This is a genomic window from Exiguobacterium acetylicum (genome assembly GCF_022170825.1).
In the GTDB taxonomy this organism is placed as follows: domain Bacteria; phylum Bacillota; class Bacilli; order Exiguobacteriales; family Exiguobacteriaceae; genus Exiguobacterium_A; species Exiguobacterium_A acetylicum_B.
The window spans coordinates 2,244,238-2,270,933 of record NZ_CP081878.1; the positions used below are offsets into that span (position 1 = coordinate 2,244,238).

Sequence of the window (26,696 nt, forward strand, 5' to 3'; positions counted from 1 at the left end):
TCATCCCGTCCTTATCTTTTTTGCGAGATGCCTGATTTCGAACGAAGGACATTCATCATCTCGAGTGATTTTCCTGTACCGATTGCGACACAATCAAGTGCGTTTTCCGCAACGAGTGTCAAAATACGTGTTTCGTCTTCGATGACAGCGTCGAGGTTCTTCAAGAGTGCCCCACCGCCTGTCAAGACGATTCCGCGGTCCATGACGTCTGCTGATAATTCAGGAGGCGTCTGCTCAAGCGTGTGTTTGACACCTGCAAGAATCGCTTCGACCGTATCCGAAAGTGCATCGCAAATTTCTGCACTTGTGACTTCGATCTGTTTCGGAAGACCTGTCACGAGGTCACGTCCACGAATTTCCATCGTTTCGTTCTCTGATTCTTCATCGATGCGAGCGTAACCGATCGTCATTTTCAACGTCTCAGCTGTCCGCTCCCCGATCATCAAGTTGTATTTCGATTTGATGTAACGAATGATTGATTCGTCCATCTCATCGCCACCAACACGGATCGATTGGCTTGTTACAATACCACCGAGTGAGATGACAGCAACTTCTGTCGTACCACCACCGATATCGACGACCATCGAGCCTGTTGGTTCTGAAACTGGAAGACCGGCACCGATTGCTGCTGCAAATGGTTCTTCGATCGTGTACGCTTCACGCGCACCTGCGAGTTTCGCTGCATCTTCAACGGCACGTTTTTCGACTGATGTGATACCACTTGGTACACAGATCATGACGTTCGTCTTGGAAGAGAACAAGCCTTTTTTCTTCGAAGCTTGATCCATGAAATATTTGATCATCGTAGCGGTTGTTTCATAATCCGCGATAACCCCGTCTTTCATCGGGCGTCGTGCAGTCACGTTACCCGGCGTACGACCGATCATGTTTTTCGCTGCGTTACCGACAGCCTCAATTTTTCCTGTATCCGTACGGAAGGCGACGACGGACGGTTCGCGGACGACGATTCCCTGCCCCTTTACATACACAAGCGTGTTAGCCGTACCTAAGTCAATGCCGATTTCACGGCTGAATGATCCAAACATTATTCAAAAAACCCCTCTCTGAGAATACACTTCACTAATTATAACGGAAAAGCCTTCATTGGAAAGCGTTAAAACGTTACAGCTTGTTTACAGTTCGCCTTAGAAAACACATAAAAAAACGTCTGACGGAAAGAATCGAACCTTTCCCTTCAGACGTTATTCTTACATAAATCCGCGCTGTTTCATACTAATAAATTGTCCGTGCCCGATGATGATATGGTCAAGACAACTGATTCCAATGAGCCGACCTGCCTCAACAAGTCGCTCTGATACCTCAATATCTTCCCGACTTGGCGTCGGATCACCGGACGGATGATTATGGACGGCAATGAAGTTCGCAGCCGAGCAGCGAATCGCTTCCCGAAAAACGTCTCGCGGGTGGACGATTGACGTGTTCAATCCTCCGATGAATAACGTCTTTTTCGAGACGACCTCATTTTTTGTATTCAAATACAGGCAGATGAAGTGCTCCTGCTGATAGAGACGCATCTCTTCTAACAACAGTTCCGCCGCGTCTTCCGGTGAGCGGATCGTCGGTCGAACCCATTTCGGTTCTGTGACGAGACGCCGACCGAGTTCCAGTCCAGCCATGATTTGTAATGCCTTTGCCTTCCCGACCCCAGGGGCTTTTTCAAGTCCACCGACTCCAGCTGCCTCGAGTTCGATCAATGAAGGATAGATGTGCAGTAATTCTTCCGCGATTTCAAGCGGTGTCCGGTCGCGTGTTCCACTTCGGACGAGACACGCCAGCAACTCGACTGTCGTCGCTTGTGCCAAGCCTTTCAACTGAACCATATCCTTCGGCCATTCAATCACAGCATCCGACCTCTCTGTTTCAGAATTACGCAAACATCGGCTTGATTTCAAAGGACGCGAGACGTTTCGTGATTTCGTGGATCGGCAGTCCGACGACATTGTAGTAATCGCCCTCGATCGCCTCGACGAACAGACCACCCATCGCTTGGATACCATATCCGCCTGCTTTATCGTAGGGCTCGGCCGTCGCGATATAGCCTTCGACCCACTCGTTTGGCAATGCACCAAAACGGACATGTGTCGTCACGTCGAACGTCTCTTCCTTCTCACCAAAGCGAATCGTCACCCCTGTCACGACCTCATGAGCGCGTCCTGATAGACGGGCAAGCATTGCTCGTGCCTCGACCATATCTGCCGGCTTCTCGAGGATCAGATCGTCAATTGCAACAACGGTATCGGCAGCTAGAATGACACCGTCCGCTGTGATCGCTCGCGCTTTCTTTTGCGACAAATGACGAACGTATTCATGTGGTGACATCGGGTACGGTGCCTCTTCGACGACGTTCGCTGGTACGACTGCATGAGGGATTCCGATTTGTTGCAAGAGTTCCGCCCGGCGTGGTGAAGCCGACGCTAGAATCAAGTGTGGTTGCGTTATCATTAGTATCACGTTCTTTCCCGTTAATTTCGAATCGGATAATTCGAGTCATCGTTTAGTCTAACAAAAAACAAGCGGTCCCTAATAGACTAGGAACCGCTTGTTTAATCTTAATTTCCTGTCACATCGACAAATGGATCTGACTTCGGTGTCTTCTCCTCGAGTGGCGTTTGTTTATCCGGTGACAACTTCGTCAAATCCGGACGATAATACGATTCGATTTCCACTGTGAACGAGAGCATCTCATCCTCAAGTAAGACCGTCCCACTACCTGGCCCCGGTTCTTCCGGTCCCGATAACTGGATCTGACGCAAGACCGTAATCCGATCCGTCCGTTCTATTTGCTTTAAGAATGCCATCAGTTCAAGATAAGATGGGGCTTCGACCGTTAGTGATGCCGGCAATGGCGTTGCGTTAGCGGTGACGGGTGCGGCGGCAGTTGTTTCAGCCTGGTCCGATTCCGTCGCCATCGCTCCGTCAACAGCAGGTGTTGATGTCACCGGTGACTGTGGTGCTACTTCTGTCGCCTGACCAAACGTGATCGACTGGACTTTGACACCGGCAATCTGACTCGATGCATTGATCGCATCGATGACGTCATCGTTTGACGCCGTCACCGGCACTTTTTGCTGCAAGAAGCTTGACTCGGCGACGTCAACTTTCTGTTCATTCGCTTTCGCTTGCTCGAGCACCATCTGTTCTCGCTTCAGCGTCGCTTCTTTTTCTTGCAATGTTTGATGCGTCGTATACGTCGTATAACCAAAGTAACCGACCGCACCGAGGACGATTATAATCGTTAGACCGAGGAGGATATAGCTACTATAACGTTTCAATTGTCCGGCACCTCCTCGATTTCAGTCGTTACATTCGGATCAGTCGTCTCCGTCGTCGAATCGGTCGAAGGAGTCGCTTCCGTCGAGCTATCCGTTTCCGTTTCAGCTGGCTGATCTTCCTTCGGTACTTCTGGATCGGCTTCGTTCGTCTCACCCTTGACGACTTCCGTCGGATTGACGTTCAACGAGAATTGTCCGATATAACGTGGTTCTTCTGATTTGGCATCGTCAGACGGTGTAATTTCCGTCGTCGGAACTTCTTGTCCGGTCGTCGGGTCAACTGTCGTTGTCGTGACGACGTCTGCCTTTTCGTTCATCGTTCGTGTCGTCACACTCGCAAGATTCGTTCCTGAGAAGACTTTATCCGTCAACAGCTCGCGGTAAAAATCGTTCAGTTCATCAAGCGTCTCGAATTGTGTCGTCATTGTCACGGCATGATCCGCACCATAGGCGAATTGAAGAATATAACCGCGTTCTGGTAGATAACGAGTAATCCGCTCAAGCGTCGGCACGGCAGGACGTGGTGTCGTCTCAAGTCCTTCGACCGTCTGTTTGAGTTGTGCAACTTCTTGTTTCGCGGATTGATCCGACTCTGACTGCAGCTGACGGACGATCTGGATTTGATCGTTCGTTGATTCGACGCGGTCAGCGAATTGATCGGTTTGCCAGTAGAGATAACCACCAGCGAGTCCGCCGAACAATAATAGGATGAGTGAAGCGACAAGTGGGTACTTCGGTGCTTCATCATTCTCGGGTAACAAGTTGATCCGGTCTTTTCGTGGTGAGGCAAGACCAGCAAGCGGTAAGTATGCCCGTGGAATCGACTGCCCGTCGATTGTCATCATATCTGGAATCTCATCGAGACTTAAATCAAAGTTTGATCGGAAACGGGTCGCCAGTTCATCACGGAACGGGAAGTCCCCAGCAAGGACGACGTTCGTGATTTCTCGCCCTTCGCGCGCGAGCGAAAAGCGATAGAAATCGAGCACACGCGAGAACTCAAGCAACATCTCGTCTAAGACGAGTTCGACTGTCGGATCATCCGAGCGATAGCGATAATGCAGCTGATCGTCGATGACGTCAACGTCCCACGCGTCAGCCGCAAACGTATCGACCGAGCGAATCAGACGCGGGACGTGATCTTCGATGATGATCAACTGGTGATTCGTCGCATTCGCATTCCAGATCAATAACGTATCAGCGTCCGTCGTGACCGGATGATGGGCTTCAATTCCGAAATAGGTCGCAAGCGGCTGTGGTTCGGCAGCAACGAGGCGCAAGTGTTTTTGTTTGAACAGTTGTGTATACTGCTTCAGCGCTTCGTTTGGTGCGGCATACAGCATGATTTCTCGTTTCCCGTCCTCTTCAAGAACGGTGTAATCGAAGTACGGTTCTTCAAACGGTAAGACGATGCTATGTCCGATCTCCATGAACAAGTAGCCGCGGATTTGATTCGTCTCGATTGTCTCCGGAATATCCAGTTTCCGGGCGAGGACGAGTGAACCATCAAGCGCAAGTACGGCTTGCGAACCACGCGGGACTTTCAGTTTCGTCAGTAGCCCATCAAAGATGAAATCAAGCGAAGCTTCCGGCTGTAACCAGCCCCCTTGCAGTGTTCCTGGCGGCAGCGCGACGACTGCCCGGCGCTTAATGACGCCTTTTTTGACGACCGCACCGAAAATTGCGACATCGGTGAAATTAAAGTAGATATAAGTACCTTTACGCCGTTGCGCCATATGTACGTTCTTCCTTTCTTAAAGCAGTAAATCGAGGTACCACGATACCCAATCATCCGCAAAATAATATGTCAGTAATGTTCCGACAGCAATCGACGGAACAAAGGGAATTGGTTGTTTTCGCTTCACGCGTCCGAGTCCAAGTAACGTTAAGCCAAGGACGGATCCGACGAATGCCGAGACGAACAAGGCAATGACGACGTGAAGCGGTCCAAGGAAGATTCCGAGCAGTCCGAACAGCTTGACATCCCCTGCCCCCATACCACGCCGGGAAGCAAGAAAAATGACGAATAATAGAACGAACCCGACGATTCCACCAATAATTGGATTATACCAGTTTTCGAGTGGAGAAAGGTAGCGCACAATCAAGGCAATCGGCAAAAAGATTAGTAAAATTTTATTCGGGATCAGCATATACGCTAAGTCCGACATCGTTAGGATAAACAGCAAGCTCGTCAAGACGAGTGATAACGCCAGTTCCATCGACCAGCCGAACTGCCAAAAGGCATAGGCGTAGAGAATCCCTCCGAGTAATTCAAGCGCTGGATACTTGATTGAGATTGACTGTCCGCAAGAGCGACACTTCCCTCCGAGCACAGCATAACCGAGTACTGGAGTCAATTCGAGCGGTCCTAAGACATGTCCACACGTCGGACAATGGGAGCGCGGATGAACAATCGACTCCCCGATCGGAACGCGCAGACCGACGACGTTCGTAAACGACGTGATGAGTAAGCCTAACAAGAAAAAATAAACCGTGAAGACGATCGTCATAACACGACCTCCCTTTCAAAAAAGTTCAGAAAAAAACCCCCGAGGAGGGGGTGTTATTATGATTCTGGTGTTGGTGTTGCAGCAACAGTTTCTTGATCATCTGAAACCGTTGCACGTTTTAAGTCAGTATCTTTTACGTTTTCAAAATAAGCGACTCCGTTAGCTCCAACTAGTTTCACTTTATAAGTGAATTTTCCACCGTCCACTTTAGCAACTGTGACAGTAGCAGTCTTATAATCCTTATCTTCGTTCATTGGGTCTTTTAACGAATCAATATAGTTATCTAATTCGCCAGTACCATCGTCTTTGAAATCAAGTTCATCACCAGTTTTAATTCCGGCTGCATCAGCAGAAGCCTTCAACTTTGCTGCACTCACAAGTTGTTTCGCATTCGATACTTGCGCATCCTTACGTGAGTTCTCGATCAATCCACCAATTGCGACGACAGCGATTGCTGCAATGATTCCTAAGATAACGACGACGACGAGTAACTCGATCAACGTCAATCCGCGCTCATCGCGCATTTGTTTTGCATCTAACCAGATTTCTTTCAAACGTTCTACCATTTTTGTTATGCCTCCCTAGTACTTTTTCACTGTTTTTGGTTAGTAGGTAATACTATCCATATGAATACTATTATAGTAGCACCATATTTTTTGTAGAAAATGACTTTTTTTCATATCAGGTAAATGTTTTTACAATTGTCAACTCGCTTGTATATCCGAGTAAATTTTAAACATCGGTACGACGACTGCAATGACGATGACACCAACAATTGCCGCTAAGACAACGATTAATAATGGCTCAATGATCGACTTCAATCGGTCCGTCGTCGTCTCAACCTCCGTCTCATAGAAGTTCGCGACCTCTGTCAGCATTGAATCGAGACGTCCTGTCTCTTCTCCGATCGCAATCATCTGCGTGACGAGAGGTGGAAAATATTTGTTTTTCTCAAGCGGCTCGTGCATTGGAATTCCGCGTGCCATTGCTTCGTTAGCACTAGCAATCCCTTTACGGATGATCCGATTCGTAACGATCCGTTCCGTAATATCAAGCGATGCCAAAATCGGGACCGATGCGTTCAACAGAACAGACAAACCACGCGTCATCAAGGCAATTTGTGACTTTTGAATCAGCGGACCAAAAACAGGGATAATTAGTAAAAAACGATCAAAAAAGAGACGTTGTCGCTCGTTCTTTAAATTAAAGTAGAGTAATCCAATCAACCCAAAGGACACTAACAACATGACCCACCAGTATGCGACAAAGAAATCTGATACTGCGACGACGAGTTTCGTAATCAACGGTAATTCGCTCCCGAGTTGATCGAAAATCGACGCAAACGTCGGTACGACGTTCATCATCAGGAATACGACGACTCCTACCGCAACAAGCGAAACGACTGCCGGGTAAATCAGTGCCGAGATGACCTTCCGTTTGATCTCATACTGTTTTTGAAGCTGTGTCACGATATTCTCAAGTGCTTCCTCTAAGTTACCACTCGCTTCCCCTGCCATCGCCATACTGACGAAAAACGTATCAAAGACACGGGGATGCTTTTCGATCGCTTTTGAAAATTGAATTCCACTGCGTAAGTCATCCTCGACTTCAATCAGTGCTCGCTCAAGTGGCTTCGATTCCGTCTGTTTCCGAAGAATCTCCGTTGCTTTGACGATTGAGACACCCGACCGCACAAGTGTTGCAAACTGACGCGCATACATGACGAGATGTTCGATTTTCGGTTTAGGACTAAGAAACGTAATCTCCGTATTCAGTCCTTTCGACTCTTGTTTCTCAAGTGATGTCACAGCGATCTGATCCGTTCGCAATTTTTCTGCGGCTTCTCGTTTCGTCAGCGCCGTGATTTTACCCTTCTTTCGTTTACCGGCCATCGTGCGACCTTCATACGTGAATACTGCCATGTTTTCACCCCGATATGTACGGCGTTGCAGCAGATGCTGGAATCAATCCTCGGCTAACGAGGTCCTGCAACGCCATTTGCATCGTCTGCATGCCATATTGTTTACCTGTCTGTAAGACAGATTGAATCTGATATTCCTTACCGGTCCGAATTAAGTTTGAAACGGCTGGTGTATCGACCATGATTTCAAGTGCCGCGACACGCCCTGTTCCGTCCGTACGGGGCATCAGTCGTTGCGAGATAACGCCAGCCAGGACGTTCGCTAGCTGAGCCCGAATCTGGTCTTGTTGCTCTGACGGGAAAACATCAATGATCCGACTAACCGTTGAGGCAGCCGTCGACGTATGGACCGTTGCGAAGACGAGGTGACCGGTTTCAGCAGCCGTAACGGCAGTTGCAATCGTCTCAAGATCTCGCATCTCACCGAGCAAGATGACATCCGGATCCTGACGAAGTGCCGACCGTAATCCGGTTGCGAAGCGTGGCGCATCGATTCCAATTTCCCGCTGATCAATCAGACTTTTATGGTGACTATGTAAGTATTCGATCGGATCTTCAAGTGTGATGATTCGTTTATACATCGTCTGATTGATTTCATTGATCATCGCTGCGAGCGTCGTTGACTTTCCAGATCCGGTTGGACCAGTCACAAGAATCAAGCCGTGCGGTTTCGTCAAAAAACGTTTCAGAACAGGAGGCAGTGCTAATTGTTCAAGCGTCGGCACTTCCGTCGGGATCGTTCGAAAAGCCATCGATAATGCGCCCCGTTGATAAAAACAGTTGACCCGGTACCGAGCGACGCCCGGTACTCCAAACGAAAAATCAATGTCCCGATCTTGCTTTAACTGTTGATACATCTCGTCTGTAATCAAGGAGCGAACGAATCCATCAATGATGACGGGCTTCATTTTTTCCGTACCAAACGGGGCTAACGTTCCATTGATTCGAAAAACAGGTGGCGACCCCGCCGTAATATGGACATCGGATGCATCTCGTTCTTTGGAGGAACGTAATATGTCCTCGATTTGCGCACGTTCAATCGTACTGTTCATTCAGAAATCACCGTCCGTAATATTTCTTCTGTCGTCGTGATGCCTTGTGCTACTTTCGATAACCCATCTGCGAGTAAAAAACGTTGTCCTTGTGATTTGACATGAGCGGTAATTTCGCCCTCTGTCGATTGGTTCATGATCATCCGCCGCAAGACTTCATCAATCATGATCACTTCCTGAATCGCGACACGTCCACGGTAACCTGTCATGTTACATGACGGACAACCGCGTCCCCGCATGACTGTCGTCGCCTCGATTTCTTCTTGATCAAACAATTCCTGTTCTCGCTTCGAGATTGGATGCACTTCTCCACAATCGCGACAAACTCGACGAACGAGTCGTTGTGCAATCAAACCACTGACGGATGCCGCAACAAGGAACGGTTCAACACCCATATCGATTAATCGGGTGATTGAACTGACGGCAGAGTTCGTGTGTAAAGTTGAAAGGACAAGGTGCCCTGTCAGCGAGGCACGAATTGAAATCTCCGCTGTCTCAATGTCTCGAATCTCTCCGACCATGACGACGTTTGGATCTTGACGGAGAATCGAGCGAAGACCACTTGCAAACGTCAGACCAATCTTCGCATTGACTTGCACCTGATTGATGCCGTCAACTTGGTACTCGACTGGGTCTTCAACGGTGATGATATTGCGTGACTCATCATTCAATTCATTCAACGCTGCATATAACGTCGAGGATTTCCCGGAACCGGTTGGACCGGTAATCAAAATAATCCCGTTTGGACGCTTCAGCATATCTCTGAATTGTGATTCGTTACGCGAACTAAAGCCGATTTTTGAGATTGAGATATTCGAGTTCGAGCTGTCGAGAATCCGAATGACGACCTTTTCGCCGTAAACGGTCGGTAAGGTTGAAACCCGGAAGTCATACGGCAAACCATTGAAGACGTACTTGATTCGTCCATCTTGCGGTAAACGGGATTCTGTAATATCAAGTTCACTCATGACTTTGATTCGTGTCGTCAAGATGTTTTGTACTTGTTTTGGATAGTTGTTTTCCGTCCGAAGTTCACCATCAATCCGAATCCGAATCGTCATCGACGATTCCTGCGGATCCATGTGAATATCTGACGCACGTTGTGCAATGGCATTTTCAAGAATTTGATTGACGAGACGAATGACAGGCGCCTCTTCTCGATTCACGACGTCAGCAATCTGTTCATTCGTCATGACGTCGTCCGACTCAAGCAACTCTCGTAATGAGGAATCAATGTCGTAATACTTTAAAATCGTTCGTCTGACTTCTTCACGTGTAGCAATTCCGACATCAATCAATAGACCGGTTTGCATCCGTAAGTCATCAATGGCAATCAAGTCCAAAGGATCAGCCATCGCAATGAATAGCCGGTTCCCTTCACGATAAATCGGAACAAGATTGTGGCGCTGAGCTAAGTCTTTTGAGATCAATTTCGTGACAGCGACATCTACCGGGTAGTTATATAACTGAATGATTGGAATGTTAAGTTGATGATGTAAGGCTTCCAATAGTTGTTGTTCCGTCAAATGACCTAATCGTAAAAGGGCATCTCCTAATTTTTCAGTCGAACGTTTGACGGTCAACGCTTCATTCACTTGCGCTTCTGTCACGACACTCTCTTCAATTAACATTTCACCCAATCGCTTTCGCTTCATTGCCATTTAAATCGTCATCCTTCCGCGTGCCATGTTTCTTCTGCTTCTAACACATCCGGTCGTTGTTTCTTTTCATCAATCACACTCGTCACAGCAGCCGTGATCACGCACAACATGAAAATTCCAACCGGTACGATTGGATTCGTCATCCAATCAAGTTGAATACTGAAATAAATCAATGTCACGATGACAATCGTTGCTATCGATAAAATTGCTTTAGCTGCCATTGAAGTGACATATGGAATGTTAACGGCAAACATTAAGCCACATACAATCGTAGCGAGACCGATGATGATACCTAATTCAATCGCAATCGTCGTCCAATTCATCGCTATTTCCCCTTTCTTAGCCGACAGGTTCACCAGTCGTTTCGTCATCGACTGGTGACGCTGGGTCGCCTGTCTCATCACTACTCGGAGATGTTGGTGATGTCGGATTATCCGGTGTCGTTGGTGATTCTGGCGTATCCACAGTCGTATTTGGTTCCGTCGTGTCAGTTGCTGGCGTGTCTGTAGATGGTGTATCTGTAGATGGTTCTGTCGTATTCGTTCCGCCATCGTCTGTTGTTTCATCAACTGGTGGTGTCACTGGTACAGGTTCAGCTTGATTACTTTTTGTGACGATTGCAGGAATCGCTGCGTAAAAGTCAAGCGCTAGCAATTGTTTCTTTTCGCCTTTCACTGACTTCACGACACGATAGACCTCAATTGATTTTCCGTCTTCACCCGCTTGTGTGTCGCTTGTTGATCCCGCTGTCAATGTTGACGAGTAACGTGTGATCGTCCGATAAGGAATCGTTTTTTCTCCTTCTAAGACAGTGGTGACCGTCTCTTTGAATGGCGTTCCACGAAGTTCCAACGTGACGTCACTGCCGTTTTGAACTGCGACCAGTCGATACGACACGGCTTGTGTGTTGCGGACGGCGAAGTCTGTTTTTTCATCGATTCGTACATCATAGCCGAGTGTGATCCCGTCTGGTAACGTACTGTGTGGCATCCGTTCCACAATCTCAAACGGTGTTTTTGCAAACAATTCATACAATTTACTACCGACGTAGGATCCTGCTACAGCGTCCATGCCGTATGTCTTAACGTTCATCAGTTGACCTGCTTTAATCTCGACGTTTGCCATCGCAGTGATCATTTGCTCTTCAGCAGCAGAACGTGTCGTAAATGCGACGCTTGAGACGACTGTTTCAGAAGTATCCGACGTCGTGTCTGTTTCAGCTGGATCATAATTGCCTTCAGCTAACGTCTTACTTGTTTTAATTAACCATCCTTCAAATGCTTGTTTTTGTTCCGCTGTATAACTAATCGGTTGCGACGCTAAATAACTTTCTAAATTCACTTTTTCAATTCGGACAACCAAATCGCCACCTTTTTTCAAAGATGCTTTTTTGACGGCCGTCGCAACGTCAATTGCTACGACATTCGTTGGAATCGGTGTCGTTTCTTCCCCGGTCCCGGTCGTCAGTGGTGTCTTCTTCGTCCATTCTGTCACTGCTTTTTCCACAGTTGACTTCGCTTCGTTACGCTCCATACCACTAACGGGTACAGATCCGATTCGTGCCGTTTCCGAAAACGTTGTAGTTTCTGTCGCTTTGCCAGTAAATGAAATCAAGGCAAACGAAGGGACATAGATGAGGGCGACGAGTAAAACGAGTAAAAGAGTATGTACAGCAAAACGCTTAAAGTTAATCATCATCTGTTTCCTTTCTGTATCAATTAATCATTTCAGGTATCTAGTATTTCCATTATAATGAATGAATAAGTGAAAGCGTAGCCTTTTCCTTACATATACTGTTTTCTTTTGCATTTTAAAAATATGTGGCATTATATCTATTCTTCAAAAGGAGTTCATTTCATGGTTCAGAAAGAAAGCGGATTTTCTTTAATTGAGGTACTCGTCAGCGTCGTTATCTTGTCGATTGTATCGATTGCCTTAATCAGTATCTTTTCTCAATCTTTACGTTCAAGCCACTCGAGTATGGATGAGACGACAGCGGCCAATCTTACTTCCTATGCGGCTTCTTACTTACAGCGGGAAACACTCGTCAAGACCTCTCCCCTGTACTTCAATCAATTGAAGACACAGGTCGGAAAAGATACATTTGATATCTGTCCATCTAGTGATTCGAATGTAGCCATCTGTAATCAAGTATTCGCGCCTGTCATCAACGGAACACAATACCGAATCAACCTACAAGTTAATTCAACTACAAGTAACGATCCTCGCTTACTAAACACCACCTTTACAATCAAACAGGATCAATCGAATGATATTCTATTTTCCTTAAAAGGAGTCTTAAGTAATGAACAGCTTAATCAAGAATTTCCGTTTGATTTATCGGCGCGATGAAGGCTTGTCACTGGTTGAGATTTTAGTCAGTATCGTCATTGCATCGATACTGAGTGCGGTCGTTTTAACCGTTTTCCTACTTGGTGCAAAAAGTTTTAAGGAAACGGATGCCATCAGTGACGTTCGAACGGAGGCGGATATCATGATTAGTTCCGTCTTATCTGATATTACGACGAGTGGTTACGATTTCGTACGATTGAGCGAAGACGGTCAGACGTTATCGCTCTATGACGCAACCCCGTTAAATGTCGATCCCGACTCTGGCTTGCTCGTTCGGATCAATGACCAAAACATGATCATGAATCCAAATCCGATCAAAGTGCTTCGCTTTGGTGAAGGGGCACTGACATTGACTGATCGAGAAGACGAGTTACTGTTATCGAATACTGGTGATGCTTCTCAGTTTCGGATCAAAAAGGCGACTCCGATGACAATCAATGGTGTCACCTATTACCAGCACGGAATATTAGAAATTTCTTTAAAAATTCAATCCACACAAGAAGAGAAATTACTTTCCCTTCAAAGTGGTATCGGCTTCTAGAGGTGAAATATTAACTATGAAAAAACAAGAAGGCTATACTTTGATTTTTGTTCTCGTCACACTAGCAGTCGTCTCAACACTTGCACTTGTCGTCATCGGTATTAATCTGCAGACGAAACGCTCTACAGAAATTCGAAAAACAGAAGTCTCCATCTCTTATGAAGCACGTTCGTTACTGAATGAAGGAGTTGCGAAACTATACAATACCTTTCCGACGACACGTCCTGTCTCAGCTGATTTTAAACAACAACTAGAACAATTGATGTATACACCGAACACGACAACACCCGTTACATACGAAAGTCTCTTAAAAAAAGGGACACAGTCGATCGGAACGTATCAATATAAACTCGTGACTTCAGCAAATGCATCAGTAAAAGATCTCGACAACGTCAAGATCGTCGAAATCACAGCCATCGTCTCTTCTCATATTTCAGATCAACCGGAATTGAAACGAACGTATACGCAACGTGTCTCACTCTCGACACTTCCAAGCTTCTTATATCATGTACTCGGCTCGGAAAATCAGTTGACTCTTAATGGTGCCCCAAGCATTAAAGGAAATGTCTTTTCGACTAAACCGATTCGCTTATCACAAATTCCGTTATTCGCTTACAAAGGAACTGCTTATTCGCCATCTATCGCTGGGAACTGGACAGCTAAGCCGATCATCGAAGGCGTCATTAACGTCAGCCCACCAACGCCAAATCCTGCTTTAAAACCGTTTGAGATTTGTAATACGGCTGATAAGTTCTGTAGCGAATTCGTCTCTTCGTGGCAAGATGCCTCAGAACCCGTCTCCTCATGGCTTAATTCTTCCGAATTGACACGTGTTGTCTCAACACCGTACGAGTTCTCGTCACTCAACTATCTCTACTCGTTCATCGAGTATTTACATCGACATAACTTACCGATTCAGGAATCAAATATCGCTACAGCCGATAAACAAATCGATGTAGAAAAACTACGAACTGCATTGCCACAAACAAATGGCATTAAAATTCTTCCGATTACTGCGACAAGCACCGTATTCGACGAGAGTCTGACCATCGACAATCCGAATGATAATTTGTTCGTCACTAATGCTAGTTATACAACGCCTTTATCAGCAATTTTACTTGATCAAGATATCAGCTTTTCAGAAAGTCCGATTATTTTAAATGGTAATCTATCGATTCAAAGTGTGCGTACGTTGACGAATCCATTGAAGATTTCTCGCCCTTTGATCGTCATCGGAGATTTAAAAATCAGTGGAAATGTAGCGTTTAATACAACGATTTTTGTTCTTGGGAAAACGACGATTGACGACGCAAACATCTCATCGATTGAAAACAACTCGATGGTTTTGCTCAGTAAAGGCGAGTTATTGATTAACCGATTTGATAAATTTTCGCAAACGACGAACGAGATTGAAGCCTTTTTATATAGTGATGCGATGACGAACAATCGCATTTATACCGTTGGATCGAACTTATCGATTTCTGGTGGATTGTTTACGAAAGGTAATTTAACAATCAATACATTCCGTGGTAGTTTTACGACGACGACTAGTCCAACAGATTTAACAGAGTTCGTTTCCCGGATGCGTAGTTCGAGCGATCGTCAGCAATCACGTCTTCAATTGAATTACGATGCCAATATCATTAAAAATCAACTGGCCTCACTTCCCGTAACCGATCGTATTCATCTGTACGTCGAACCACCTCAACGGAAAGATACCCAATAAAAAACACACAGCTGCGACTGTGTGTTTTCGTTTTAATATAAATCACTTGTATTGATTTGCGTCGGATCCTCATAAACGAGTACTTTGAAGCGAACGGACAGATCACTACCGTTCACTTGTTTCGGTTGTAACTGATCCACTGGAGATGTTTTCGAATCATTATCCGTGTCAATTTTGACCGTTTCAAGAGCTGTCAACCGGACATAAACTTTTCCACGTGATTTCCCTTTAATCATCGGTCGATTAGCGGTATTCGATGGTACGATTTCAATCGCATCCGTATCGCCTGATTCAATCGTTAAACGATAACCAGAAAACCATGTCGGAATGGCGTTACTTCCTGCTTGATCCCGGAATCCATACAGAGGTGTTGCATTCGAGCCAACTTGAACTTTCAACTCGTTTGCACTTAATGAAACTCCATCTTCAATGATCTTCAGTTTCTTCTCGACAGTACTGCCGGAGAAATCTTTTAGTCCAATCGTCACCGTGACTTCATTGGCACTTGCTTTAGCATTCAAAGGTACCGTAAATAAATTCGTCGGTGAGGTAACAGGAAGAGCCGCAGGAAGTGATGACGTAACCGTGTACGTGAATGGTTTAGTCGGTGTGAACGATTGATTCTCTTGTGTCACAAGACGAAATGCAAGGGTATCCGATTGATTTACTTTGATCTCCTTTTTCAAGGAATCGGCAAATGATCCCGCTAAGACGATTTTTGGTAACTTTACAGCAATCGGTACAGAATGATTCAAGGAAATCGACGTACCATTGAGCTTCTTGAAATCTGAGAATACAGTTGTCACGTTAATCACAGATGATTCTTTCGGTCGAACGCCGGAAAGACTTGTCGTGATTTGTGGTGCAGTATTAGTCGGTGTACTAAACGTTAAATAGCTTGTATCCGTCGTAAAAGTCGACTTCGTATTGGAAAATGCTTCACTCCATTTGAACGTATAAGCAGCTGTTTCATTGACATACAAATCGGACCTAGAACTACTTAGTGTCGGTCGATTGTAGAGTTGAAGTGTTGCAGTCTCGAACGGTGTCTCATACTCGATCAATGAGCTATCCGATGTACATTTTTTGTGATCAGGAAATTTACAATAGCCCCATGCATTCCCGTTCGGACGTTTCATTGATTGATTTACGGATGCTGTCGAATTAAACAGCGCTTGTGTCCCGTTAAACGTAACCGTTCCAGCTTTTGATGCTGTTCGTAATATGAAACGCCAAGTCAGTGTGTTTCCTGAAGTCTTACTAATCAGTTTCCCATTTTCATCATAGCGAACAACATAGGGATCCCATGACTTAATTGCTCCATTCCCACTTTTCCCGGCGCGTACCGGTTCAAATTCTACGACATGCGGGAAATGCAATATTACTTTTTGTTGTGTTGTCGTGTTATTTATTTTTTCAAAGAAGACCGTCTTCCCGTCTTGGATTAAATCAGTTGAAGCTAACAGCTTCGTACTTAGACCTTCCATGACAACCCCTTCAAACGTAAATCCCTCCGGTAGAAGTTCTTCGAAATTGAGCTCCCCGATCGCGAACGTCCCAGACTTCGAGTTTCCACAATTACCGGTAATGTATTTTTGACCAATCCGATTTAATTCAATCGAATAGTCCATAGCGACTAGATCGTCATCGCTGTTAGGCGTTGTGTTTTTCACGAATGCTTTTTGAACGTTTAAATCGCGGGAGGCAATTGGTGTTCCATTATCGAAACAACTGTTTTTCGCACTCGTGTAACCGAGACCTATACCGAGTAAAAAGACGATGAATACAAGTGAAGCCAGAAGTTTATAAGTTTTCATCAAGGACGCTCCTTGTACATGAATTTTATAATGACACTATTACTTCATTGTACGCCCTTTCACGACTTTTTACCTATTTTTTAATTAATTCCCAGTATCTTCGTACTTCACTAATAAAATAGAGCGATCCCGTCACGACATATGTTCGCTCTGCGCTTAATTGATTGAAGAATGCTTCGACCGTCGTTACGTTGGCTCCGTCTTGTTTTAACTCATCGAGTGTCCGCGCTCGCGGAAAATCAAATGTCGTCTCGTAAATATCTGGTGTGATGTTGCGTAACTGCTCAAGCATCGCTGTCCGGTCTTTATCACGCAATATTGAACAGAGTAATGTCACCGGTTTTGATTCTTCCTTTAACCGTTCGACGAGTGCTGTGATGCCTTCCGGGTTGTGTGCACCGTCGAGAATGATCCGTGGTTTGCGCGAGATGATTTCAAACCGCCCCGGATGTTTTGCTTCCCGTAACCCTTTTCGGATCGCCGCTTTCGACCATCCGAGTCGTCGCGCACAAATAACAGCGTTCGCTGCATTATGGACTTGATGATGACCTTCTAGACCTAAGCGGGTCTCTGGAATCCCATCATATGTCGCCCAAGTCCCCGTCTCTTTTAAGCGGTAACGGATGATTGCTTCCTGACTCCATTTCAACGTCGCATTCCGGTCACCACAATACGCCATTAAAGGCACCGTCAGTTCTTCCTGCAGTTTCCCGGCAATGACCGGCGTCCCTTGTTTGATGATGCCGAACTTCTGTAAAGCAATCTCTTGGAGCGTATCTCCGAGAATCGCTTGATGATCGTGCCCGATCGACGTGATGATCGCTGCGACCGGCTTCTTGAAAACATTCGTCGAATCATACAATCCACCGAGTCCGACTTCATAAATGACGAAATCGGGACGAATCTGATCAAAATAATAGAAAGCAAGTCCTGTTAATGCCTCGAACTCAGTGACCGTACCGAGTGCCGGATCGATGTGCTGGATAGCAGCTTGAACAGCGATCGCAGCTGCGACGAGATCATCTTCTGCAATCGGTACCCCGTTCAACATGATCCGTTCCTCGAACTGAATGATATACGGCGACGTAAACGTCCCGATTCGTAATCCTTCCGCAATTCCCATCTCACGTAAGAACGCAACCGTCGATCCTTTTCCGTTCGTGCCAGCGACATGAATCGTTGGAATCGCGTCCGGGTCAATCTGTAATTCCAGTAACATCGCCTGCATCCGTTCAAGACCTGGTTTGACGCCGAATGCTAGTAAGCTCGATAACCATTCCAATACATCTTCTCGCGTCCTCATGCTGTTCGCTCCTTTAAAAAAAGTGGCTCAAGGAGACTTGAGCCACTGCTGTTATTAGTGTGAGAGTTCGTTGATGCGTGCTTCGACAGCTTGACGTTTTTCCGTGTAGTCAAGTGCCTTCGCTTTTTCTTCATCAATGACATGTGCCGGTGCTTTACCGACGAAGCCAGGGTTGTTGAGTTTTTTCTCGACCCGTTCGACTTCTTTCGTATATTTGACGAGTTCCTTGTTCAAACGGGCAATTTCTTCCTCGATGTTGATCAAGTCCGCGAGCGGGATGAACAATTCTGCTCCCGTCACGATCGCACTCATCGCTTTTTCAGGTGCTGGCATCTGTTCTTCGATCCGGAGTTCAGATGCGTTCGTGAATTTTTGCAAGTACGAGCTGTTTGACGACAAGTCGTCTTGAACGCGTGCATCGTTCGTCGAGATGAACAATTGAATCTGTTTCGACATCGGTGCGTTGACTTCAGCGCGGATATTACGAACTGAACGGATGACATTCTGAACTGCCTCGAACGCTGGAACAGCTTCCGGGAAGTCGAGTGACGCATTACGTGTTGGCCATGCGGCACGTGTGATCGTTTCTCCCTCGTGCGGTAAGTGCTGCCAAATTTCTTCCGTGATGAACGGCATAAATGGATGCATCAGACGCATGATCCGGTCGAGTGTATACGCGAGAACCGAACGTGTCGTCTGCTTCGCTGCTTCGTCTTCCCCGTTGAGTGGTAACTTCGCCATCTCGATGTACCAGTTACAGAAGTCTTCCCAGATGAAGTGATAGAGAATACGCCCTGCTTCACCAAACTCGTATTTATCCGACAGACGTGTCACGTCGTCGATCGTCGTCTGTAAACGTGTCAGGATCCACTTGTCTGCTAGTGATTTCTCACCTGTCAAATCGATCTGATCGAACGTTAGACCGTCCATATTCATCAAAGCAAAACGGCTTGCGTTCCACAATTTGTTCGAGAAGTTCCATGTTGCTTCGATTTTTTCCCAGTAGAAGCGGAGGTCATTTCCTGGCGTCGATCCTGTTGTTAAGAACCAACGCAGTGAATCGGCACCGTACTTCTCGATGACATCCATAGGATCAATCCCGTTCCCGAGTGATTTCGACATCTTACGTCCTTCCGAATCACGAATCAATCCGTGGATCAAGACGTCTTGGAATGGACGTTGTCCCGTGAATTCATACGATTGGAAGATCATCCGTGATACCCAGAAAGCGATGATGTCATAACCCGTAACGAGTGTTGATGTTGGGAAGTATTTTTGATAATCCGCTGCGTCTGTGTTCGGCCAACCCATCGTTGAGAACGGCCAGAGCGCTGACGAGAACCATGTATCGAGGACATCGTTGTCTTGCTCCCAGTTCTCGATGTCAGTTGGTGCTTCTTTACCAACGTAAACTTCGCCTGTTTCTTTATGGTACCAAGCCGGAATCCGGTGTCCCCACCACAATTGACGGCTGACACACCAGTCACGGATGTTTTCCATCCAGCGTACATACGTGTTTTCAAAGCGTTGTGGAACGAAGTTGACCTTGTCTGGTCCTTGTTGTTCCTCGAGTGCTTTTTGCGCGAGTGGTTCCATTTTGACGAACCATTGGAGTGAAAGATACGGCTCAACGATCGCGTCTGAACGCTCCGAGTGACCGACAGAGTGCAAGTGTGGTTCGATTTTGATTAGAACACCTTCTGCTTTTAAATCTTCAACGATTTGTTTCCGGCATTCGAAGCGATCCATACCTTCGTATTTCCCTGCGTTCTCGTTCATCGTTCCATCTTCATTCATGACGAGGACACGTGGTAACTCGTGACGATTACCGACTTCGAAGTCGTTCGGGTCGTGGGCTGGTGTAATCTTCACGACACCTGTACCGAACTCCATATCGACATAATCATCGGCAACGATCGGAATCTCGCGACCAACGATTGGTAACGTGATTGTTTTTCCGACGAGGTGAGCGTACCGCTCATCTTTCGGGTTCACGGCAATCGCTGTATCACCGAGCATCGTCTCGGGACGCGTCGTCGCCAGTTCCACGTGACCTGAACCGTCCGTTAATGGATAGCTAAAGTGGTAGAACGCACCTTCGATATCTTTATAGATGACCTCGATATCCGAGATCGCTGTTTTTGTTGCCGGGTCCCAGTTGACGATGTATTCGCCGCGGTAGATCAAGCCTTTTTCGTAAAGTTTCACGAAGACTTCCTGAACTGCTTCTGACAATCCTTCGTCAAGCGTGAAGCGTTCACGCGAGTAATCGAGTCCGAGACCAAGTTTTGCCCATTGTGCACGGATCGTTGACGCGTACTCTTCTTTCCATGCCCATGATTGCTCGAGGAATTTCTCACGACCCATTTCAAGACGTGATTGTCCTTCTGCCCGCAGTTTTTGTTCGACTTTTGCTTGCGTCGCGATACCGGCATGGTCCATTCCTGGTAGATAAAGGACGTCAAATCCTTGCATCCGCTTCATCCGTGTCAGCATGTCTTGTAACGTCGTGTCCCATGCGTGACCAAGGTGCAATTTACCTGTGACGTTCGGTGGTGGAATGACGATCGTGTACGGCTCTTTTTCTGGATCCTGATCGGCTTTGAAATAGTCACCTTTCACCCAAAAGTCGTACCATTTTTCTTCCGTTGCCTGCGGATCATACTTCGTTGGCATTGATAATTCCTGCATCCTGATCGCTCCCTTTTTGTCCATAATAAAAACGGCTTCTCTCGTCCTATGCTAAGGACGAAAGAAAGCCGTTGCTTTTTTCCGCGGTACCACCTTAGTTCATCCAAAATCGGATGCCCTCGAGCCACGTAACGTGTGGAGGACGGATATCGCTCGTAAGACTCACGATACCAGCTCGTGGGGTGACCTTCCTCCTGTTCGCCCGTCACATCTTTCAGCCAAGGATGTGTTCTCTACGCCGGTACGAATACAGGACTACTCTTCCCGTCATCGCTGTTGCCATTTTCTTCTTTACTCATTTTAGCCGAGACTTCAAGTAATCGTCAAGAACTGCTTAACGACCAAATTCAACTTGGAGTTCTTGGAACGTCAATTCGACGGCTTCAATCGTCCGTTCGATGTCTTCGTCCGTATGGGCGATCGACAGGAAGAGACCTTCGAATTGTGACGGTGGTAAGAAGACACCACGCGCCGCCATCTTTTGATAATACGAACGGAACATCTCAAGGTTCGATGTTTTCGCTTTTTCGAAGTTCGTGACGCGTTCATCCGTAAAGAAGACACCGAACATCGCGCCTGCGCGGTTCGTCGTCAGCGGAATGTTATATTTCGCTGCAGCGTTCAGGTAGCCTTCTGACAGACGGCTCGCTTTCCGGTCGAACTCTTCATAGTGTTCTGGTTTCAATTGTGTCAGTGTCGCTAGACCCGCTGCCATCGCGAGTGGGTTCCCGGATAACGTACCCGCTTGATAGATTGGACCTTGTGGTGCGATCTGTTCCATGATGTCACGACGTCCGCCGTAAGCACCGACTGGCATTCCGCCGCCGATGACTTTTCCGAGACACGTGATGTCTGGAGTGACACCGAAGTGTCCTTGCGCACAATGGAAGCCGACACGGAACCCAGTCATGACTTCGTCAAAGATCAATAAAGCGCCGTTTTCCGATGTGATCTCTCGTAAGCCTTCGAGGAATCCTGGTTCTGGTGGGACGAAGCCCATGTTCCCAGCAGCCGGTTCGACGATGACACCGGCGATATCGTCGCCGTGTTTTTCGAACGCAATCCGAACAGCGTCTAAATCGTTGTACGGAACCGTCAACGTCATGCTCGCGATTTGCGCCGGAACCCCTGGTGAATCCGGTAGTCCGAGTGTCGCGACACCTGAACCTGCTTTGATTAAGAGCGAGTCACCATGACCGTGGTAACAGCCTTCGAACTTGAGGATTTTCGTCCGACCTGTATAGCCACGCGCAAGACGAAGCGCTGCCATCGTTGCTTCTGTCCCTGAGTTGACCATCCGAACGACTTCGACTGACGGTACACGGCTGATGACGACTTCCGCCATAGCCGATTCGATTTCCGTTGGTGTCCCGTAACTCCAGCCACGTGTTGCCTGTTCTTGGATCGCCGACGTGACGATTGGATCAGCATGCCCGAGGATCATCGGTCCCCATGACAAGACGTAATCGATATACTCTTTTCCATCGATATCATAGAGCTTTGAGCCTTTTGCGTGATCTGCAAAGATCGGTGTCATCCCGACCGATTTATACGCTCGTACCGGGCTGTTGACGCCACCCGGCATGAGCGGGAGGGCCCGCTCGAATGCTGCTTTTGATTTTGAGTTCTGGTTAATTAAGCTCATTTCGACCCCTCCAGGTAACGACAAATGTCTTTTGCGAAATAGGTGATGATTAAATCAGCGCCTGCTCGTTTAAAGCCAAGCATCGTCTCAAGGACGATTCGTTCTTCGTCGATCCAACCGTTCAAGGCTGCTGCTTTCACCATGGCATACTCACCTGATACGTTATACGCAACGATCGGTAAATCGATCCGCTCGCGCACATCACGAATGATGTCCATGAACGCGAGTGCTGGTTTGACTATCATGAAGTCAGCTCCTTGATCAACGTCCGCTGTTGCTTCGCGGAACGCTTCACGACGGTTTGCTGGGTCCATTTGATAGCCTTTCCGGTCGCCTTCTCCCGGTGCCGAGTTTGCCGCATCGCGGAATGGACCATAATAAGCAGACGCATATTTAACGCCGTAGCTCATGACAGGAATGTGGCTAAAGCCGTTCTCGTCCAACCCTTGGCGAATCGCTGCGACGAATCCGTCCATCATCGATGATGGAGCGATGACGTCAGCACCAGCCCGTGCTTGCGAGATCGCTGTTTTGACGTGGAGCGGTAATGATGCATCATTATCGACCGTACCGTCAGCGACGATCCCACAGTGACCCGTCGACGTATACTCACATAAGCATGTGTCGGCAATGACCGTTAGCTGCGGAGCAACCTTCTTAACGAGACGTGTCGCTTCTTGAACGATCCCATGATCGTGAAACGCACCTGATCCTTGCTCGTCTTTTAAATGGTCGTGCGGAACACCGAATAAGATGACCGATTCGATTCCAAGTGCGACGACTTCTTCAATCTCAGCCGTCAAGTGATCGAGTGATAAGTTAAAGACGCCAGGCATCGAGCTGACTTCCCGTTTGATATCTTCACCTTCAGCGACGAAGATTGGATAAATCAAATCCGATTTATGCAATTGATTCTCGCGGACGAGTGACCGGAGTGATGCGGTATGACGTAAACGACGGTGACGTGCGTATTCTAATGTGTTCATGCTGATTCCTCCTCAATGATACGATCAATCATGCCATCGACCGTGAATTCACGGGCGACATGAATCGGTTGAAGTCCGGCTGCTTTCGCTGCTTGCTCTGTGATCGTCCCGATAACGATGAATGTCGCCTGCGGGGCTAACGGAGCAATCGCTTCGACAGCGGAAGGACTCTGCAGTCCAATATAGGTGACAGTTTTGACAAGTGCTTCAGGTAGTCGACGTGTGACGGTTTCATAAGTGATGATATCCTCAATCGTAAATCGATTCAGTTTCCGTAACTGATCGACTGGTGCTTGACGCGACCGATTCCCCCGCGCAAACACAATACGATCACCGTCAGACAAGTATGGTCCAAGCTCTTCGACGAGCGCATCTCCTGTAAAAGTCGAAGGTACGAAATCGGCTTGTCTTCCGTACTTTAAAAGCACGTCCGCCGTCTTTCGACCGACGACTGCGATCTTGGTCTGTGTTAATTCAGGCAACGCGTCAGCAATCCGGTGGACACCATTCGGACTTGTCACGATGAGCCAATCAATTCCCTGCGGTAACGTAAACGAAACAGGTCGCGTTTCAATGACCGGATAGTGTACACTCTCAATCGCAAATGCGTGTAGTCGAGCCACCTGCTCGTTCGTCAGTGGTCGACTCCCTGTAAACAGAACCTGCTTATAAGTCATCCGGAAGCGTCGCGAGAATCTCACGACCACCCGAAGCAAGCAAACGTTCGGCAACATCTTGACCAAGTTGCATCGGATCCAGACCTGATTCACGTTCGAGTAAGATTTGCTCTCCATCAACAGATCCAATGAATCCGACAAGTGTCGTTGACATGTCTTCGTTGATCGTTGCAAATCCACCGACAGGAACGTGGCAGCTACCTTCGATTGCTGCTAAGAAAGCACGCTCTGCGTAAGCCACTTTTTCTGTCATCTGATCATGGATCAGGTGCAAGAGGTCGCGTACTTCCTGGTCATGTTCCCGACATTCGATGCCAAGGATCCCTTGACCGACAGCTGGAATCATGTCTTCTGTTGAAAGATATTCCGAAACGACGTCTTCAGACCAACCCATCCGTTGTAGACCAGCTGCTGCAAGCAGAATCCCGTCAAATGGACCGTTCTTTAATTTATCGAGTCGTGTATCAATATTTCCACGAATCGATTCGATTTTTAAATCAGGGCGGAGTTTTAGCAATTGCGATCCGCGACGTAAGCTACTCGTACCAACGATTGCACCTTCTGGCAAGGAAGCAAGGCCTTCTCCTGTTTTCGTGATCAAGGCATCACGGGCATCAACACGTGCCGGTGTTGCACCGATGATGAGACCGTCTGGCAATTCAGAAGGTAAATCCTTCATGCTATGAACGGCAAAATCGATTTCTTCATCAATCATCTGCTGTTCGATCTCTTTTACGAATAATCCTTTTCCGCCGACTTTCGAGAGCGTCACATCCAAAATGCGGTCCCCTTTTGTGATGATGTTCTTAATTTCGAACTCATACGGTGCGCCGGCTTGTTTCAACTGGTCAATGACCCATTTCGTCTGTGTCATCGCTAGCTTCGAGCTTCGCGATCCAACAATGATTTTTCGCATGCTAAAATCCCCCTGTACAATGATAAAGGGGCGGCACAAGTCCGCCCCATGCATTTTCTATTGTAACACAAATCGTGCTTTGTTCACCGGTTCACAGCTTTTGCGGAAGGTGTTGTCTCTTCTGACGTCATGACGTCTTCTTCAAAACCTTCGAACAAGTCTTCATTTAATGCAAACGTATCCATGAACTGTGCAATCCGCTCATCGGCATCTGGTTTCGCTGCCGCATCTTTGATATAAGATAACGGTTCACGCAACAACTGATTGATGATGGATTTCATGTGTTTACCGATGACGGTTTTCTCTCGTTTTGACATCTCCGGTAATTTCCGTTCTAAGCTCTGCATCGTTTCTTGTTGAATCCGTAACGCTTGGTCTCGGAGTTCCGTGATGATTGGCACGACACCAAGTGTCGTCATCCATCCTTCAAACTCAGCGATCGCCGCTTCGATTCGTCGTTCGATCTTCGCTGCTTCCTTCATCCGTTCCGCCATGTTTTGTTGAACGATTGATGTGAGATCATCGACGTCATACAAGTGAACGCCTGGCAAATCACCAACAGTCGGTTCGATGTCACGTGGAACAGCGATATCAATCAAGAGGAATGGGCGATCGTGCCGGAACAATTGCGCTGCCGCGATGTCTTCCCGTTTGATGATGGCACGTTTTGCACCTGTTGAAGAGATGACGATGTCTGCCCGAAGCAAACCGCACTGCATCTCGTTAATCGAATGTGCCGATCCTTCGAACCGATTCGCGACCTCTTCTGCTTTGGCTAACGTCCGGTTAAAGACCGTGATATCACGTGCCCCAGCTTCATATAAGTTGAGCGTCGTCAGTTCGCCGGTTTCTCCCGCACCGATGACGACGATTGATTTATCTTCAAGCGATCCGAGTAACTGTTCGGCAAGCGTGACGGCAGCAGCACTGACAGAAACGGCATTTTCACCGATTCCAGTTTCTGCGTGAGCCCGTTTGGCGAGCGTGACCGCTTCTTTGAAAAGTTTATTAAAGACCGTTCCTGTTGTTTCAAGCTTTTGTGCCATGAAGAAGCTCGTTTTGACTTGACCAAGGATTTGCGTCTCACCAACGATCATCGAATCGAGTCCACTTGTTACGCGGAACAGATGTTTCATCGCATCAAATCCTTCGTGAATGAAGAGATATGGCTCAAGTTCTTCCATCGTCAAACCGAACCAGTTCGCGAGGAAACGTTTTGTATAATACCGTCCTGTATGCGGTTGATCCGTTACGACGTATAATTCGGTCCGGTTACATGTCGAGACGATAACACTCTCAAAAATACTTTTTTCATCGCGCAATGCGACGACCGCTCCCTTCATCTCATGCTCCCCAAATGAGACTTGTTCGCGTATTGATACTGGCGCTGTTTTGTTATTCAAGCCGACCACTACGATATGCATGCGCTCTACCCCTTACGTCCAAAGATTTCGTTCCGATCTATCTTTTCGTTCTCTATCCTACATTATAACCATTATAAAAAAGATTCCAATCAATTTATAAACTAAAATGAGTCGAAGTTGTGAAATCTTCTTCATTTTTTCTCTTCTTCTACCTTATCCCTCTCTCGTAAAAATCACAAAC

Annotated in this window: 23 protein-coding genes and 1 other annotated feature; of the genes, 3 read left to right on the forward strand and 20 right to left on the reverse strand. The window is 47.0% G+C overall.

The features are described 5' to 3' along the window. Nucleotides 1-11: 11 nt before the first annotated feature. The 12 genes from K6T22_RS11890 to K6T22_RS11945 form a co-directional block, all read right to left on the reverse strand. Entirely contained in the window at nucleotides 12-1,046 is a 1,035-nt protein-coding gene (locus K6T22_RS11890; protein ID WP_029342258.1) for a rod shape-determining protein, read from the reverse strand. Between the two features lie 162 nt (nucleotides 1,047-1,208). After that, nucleotides 1,209-1,841 (reverse strand): RadC family protein, encoded by a 633-nt coding sequence (radC, locus tag K6T22_RS11895; protein ID WP_050677672.1) that lies wholly within the window; start codon nucleotides 1,839-1,841, stop codon nucleotides 1,209-1,211. 46 nt (nucleotides 1,842-1,887) lie between these two features. Continuing rightward, on the reverse strand, nucleotides 1,888-2,463 hold the full coding sequence (locus K6T22_RS11900; protein WP_238237424.1) for a Maf family protein: 576 nt from the start codon (nucleotides 2,461-2,463) through the stop codon (nucleotides 1,888-1,890). A gap of 107 nt (nucleotides 2,464-2,570) precedes the next feature. Further along, nucleotides 2,571-3,293, reverse strand: coding sequence for a tetratricopeptide repeat protein (locus K6T22_RS11905; RefSeq protein ID WP_238237425.1), 723 nt, complete (start codon nucleotides 3,291-3,293; stop codon nucleotides 2,571-2,573). Beyond that, nucleotides 3,290-5,029, reverse strand: coding sequence for a type IV pilus biogenesis protein PilM (locus tag K6T22_RS11910; RefSeq protein ID WP_238237428.1), 1,740 nt, complete (start codon nucleotides 5,027-5,029; stop codon nucleotides 3,290-3,292). Before K6T22_RS11910 ends, K6T22_RS11905 begins: the two co-directional genes overlap by 4 nt. Nucleotides 5,030-5,047: 18 nt before the next feature. Then, nucleotides 5,048-5,803, reverse strand: a complete 756-nt coding sequence (locus tag K6T22_RS11915; protein WP_238237430.1) for a prepilin peptidase — start codon at nucleotides 5,801-5,803, stop codon at nucleotides 5,048-5,050. A 56-nt stretch (nucleotides 5,804-5,859) separates the two neighbouring features. Then, nucleotides 5,860-6,369 carry a type II secretion system protein gene (locus tag K6T22_RS11920; protein ID WP_238237431.1) on the reverse strand — a complete coding sequence of 170 codons (510 nt, stop codon included), beginning with the start codon at nucleotides 6,367-6,369 and terminating at the stop codon, nucleotides 5,860-5,862. Between the two features lie 138 nt (nucleotides 6,370-6,507). Next, complete coding sequence (locus K6T22_RS11925; protein ID WP_238237433.1) at nucleotides 6,508-7,725, reverse strand: type II secretion system F family protein; 1,218 nt, start codon at nucleotides 7,723-7,725, stop codon at nucleotides 6,508-6,510. A 4-nt stretch (nucleotides 7,726-7,729) separates the two neighbouring features. After that, complete coding sequence (locus tag K6T22_RS11930) at nucleotides 7,730-8,776, reverse strand: type IV pilus twitching motility protein PilT (RefSeq protein ID WP_238237434.1); 1,047 nt, start codon at nucleotides 8,774-8,776, stop codon at nucleotides 7,730-7,732. Next, the gene (locus K6T22_RS11935; RefSeq protein WP_238237436.1) at nucleotides 8,773-10,437 is read right to left on the reverse strand and encodes a GspE/PulE family protein; all 1,665 of its coding nucleotides are present in this window, start codon (nucleotides 10,435-10,437) and stop codon (nucleotides 8,773-8,775) included. The genes K6T22_RS11930 and K6T22_RS11935 overlap by 4 nt, the downstream gene beginning before the upstream one ends. Before the next feature lie 8 nt (nucleotides 10,438-10,445). After that, nucleotides 10,446-10,760 carry a hypothetical protein gene (locus K6T22_RS11940; protein ID WP_238237437.1) on the reverse strand — a complete coding sequence of 105 codons (315 nt, stop codon included), beginning with the start codon at nucleotides 10,758-10,760 and terminating at the stop codon, nucleotides 10,446-10,448. Between the two features lie 16 nt (nucleotides 10,761-10,776). After that, a complete protein-coding gene (locus K6T22_RS11945) occupies nucleotides 10,777-12,135 on the reverse strand; it encodes a VanW family protein (RefSeq protein WP_238237441.1) in 1,359 nt (452 codons plus the stop codon). Nucleotides 12,136-12,294: 159 nt separating this feature from the next. Here K6T22_RS11945 and K6T22_RS11950 point away from each other — a divergent pair, with 159 nt between their 5' ends. From K6T22_RS11950 to K6T22_RS11960, 3 genes are read left to right on the forward strand one after another with little or no spacing between them, the layout of a single operon-like run. Continuing rightward, a complete protein-coding gene (locus K6T22_RS11950; protein WP_238237442.1) occupies nucleotides 12,295-12,789 on the forward strand; it encodes a type IV pilus modification PilV family protein in 495 nt (164 codons plus the stop codon). Then, entirely contained in the window at nucleotides 12,743-13,330 is a 588-nt protein-coding gene (locus tag K6T22_RS11955; protein WP_238237444.1) for a PilW family protein, read from the forward strand. Before K6T22_RS11950 ends, K6T22_RS11955 begins: the two co-directional genes overlap by 47 nt. 16 nt (nucleotides 13,331-13,346) lie before the next feature. Continuing rightward, complete coding sequence (locus tag K6T22_RS11960; protein ID WP_238237446.1) at nucleotides 13,347-15,056, forward strand: type II secretion system protein; 1,710 nt, start codon at nucleotides 13,347-13,349, stop codon at nucleotides 15,054-15,056. Between the two features lie 32 nt (nucleotides 15,057-15,088). Here K6T22_RS11960 and K6T22_RS11965 read toward each other — a convergent pair whose 3' ends face one another. From K6T22_RS11965 to hemA, 8 genes are all read right to left on the reverse strand, one after another. Continuing rightward, the gene (locus tag K6T22_RS11965; protein WP_238237448.1) at nucleotides 15,089-16,873 is read right to left on the reverse strand and encodes a hypothetical protein; all 1,785 of its coding nucleotides are present in this window, start codon (nucleotides 16,871-16,873) and stop codon (nucleotides 15,089-15,091) included. Nucleotides 16,874-16,946: 73 nt separating this feature from the next. After that, nucleotides 16,947-18,176: a bifunctional folylpolyglutamate synthase/dihydrofolate synthase gene (locus K6T22_RS11970; RefSeq protein ID WP_238237456.1), complete on the reverse strand. Its 1,230-nt coding sequence runs from the start codon at nucleotides 18,174-18,176 to the stop codon at nucleotides 16,947-16,949. Nucleotides 18,177-18,230: 54 nt separating this feature from the next. Next, the gene (locus tag K6T22_RS11975; protein WP_425293139.1) at nucleotides 18,231-20,867 is read right to left on the reverse strand and encodes a valine--tRNA ligase; all 2,637 of its coding nucleotides are present in this window, start codon (nucleotides 20,865-20,867) and stop codon (nucleotides 18,231-18,233) included. Between the two features lie 50 nt (nucleotides 20,868-20,917). Further along, nucleotides 20,918-21,147 (reverse strand) — a binding site (T-box leader). A gap of 54 nt (nucleotides 21,148-21,201) precedes the next feature. Next, nucleotides 21,202-22,512 (reverse strand): glutamate-1-semialdehyde 2,1-aminomutase, encoded by a 1,311-nt coding sequence (hemL, locus tag K6T22_RS11980; protein WP_133207589.1) that lies wholly within the window; start codon nucleotides 22,510-22,512, stop codon nucleotides 21,202-21,204. Beyond that, nucleotides 22,509-23,498, reverse strand: a complete 990-nt coding sequence (hemB, locus tag K6T22_RS11985) for a porphobilinogen synthase (RefSeq protein WP_023468970.1) — start codon at nucleotides 23,496-23,498, stop codon at nucleotides 22,509-22,511. The genes hemL and hemB overlap by 4 nt, the downstream gene beginning before the upstream one ends. Continuing rightward, complete coding sequence (locus K6T22_RS11990; protein ID WP_238237457.1) at nucleotides 23,495-24,175, reverse strand: uroporphyrinogen-III synthase; 681 nt, start codon at nucleotides 24,173-24,175, stop codon at nucleotides 23,495-23,497. Before K6T22_RS11990 ends, hemB begins: the two co-directional genes overlap by 4 nt. Beyond that, complete coding sequence (gene hemC, locus K6T22_RS11995; RefSeq protein ID WP_053453979.1) at nucleotides 24,165-25,091, reverse strand: hydroxymethylbilane synthase; 927 nt, start codon at nucleotides 25,089-25,091, stop codon at nucleotides 24,165-24,167. Before hemC ends, K6T22_RS11990 begins: the two co-directional genes overlap by 11 nt. Before the next feature lie 83 nt (nucleotides 25,092-25,174). After that, nucleotides 25,175-26,515 carry a glutamyl-tRNA reductase gene (gene hemA / locus K6T22_RS12000; RefSeq protein ID WP_238237458.1) on the reverse strand — a complete coding sequence of 447 codons (1,341 nt, stop codon included), beginning with the start codon at nucleotides 26,513-26,515 and terminating at the stop codon, nucleotides 25,175-25,177. Nucleotides 26,516-26,696: the final 181 nt, after the last annotated feature.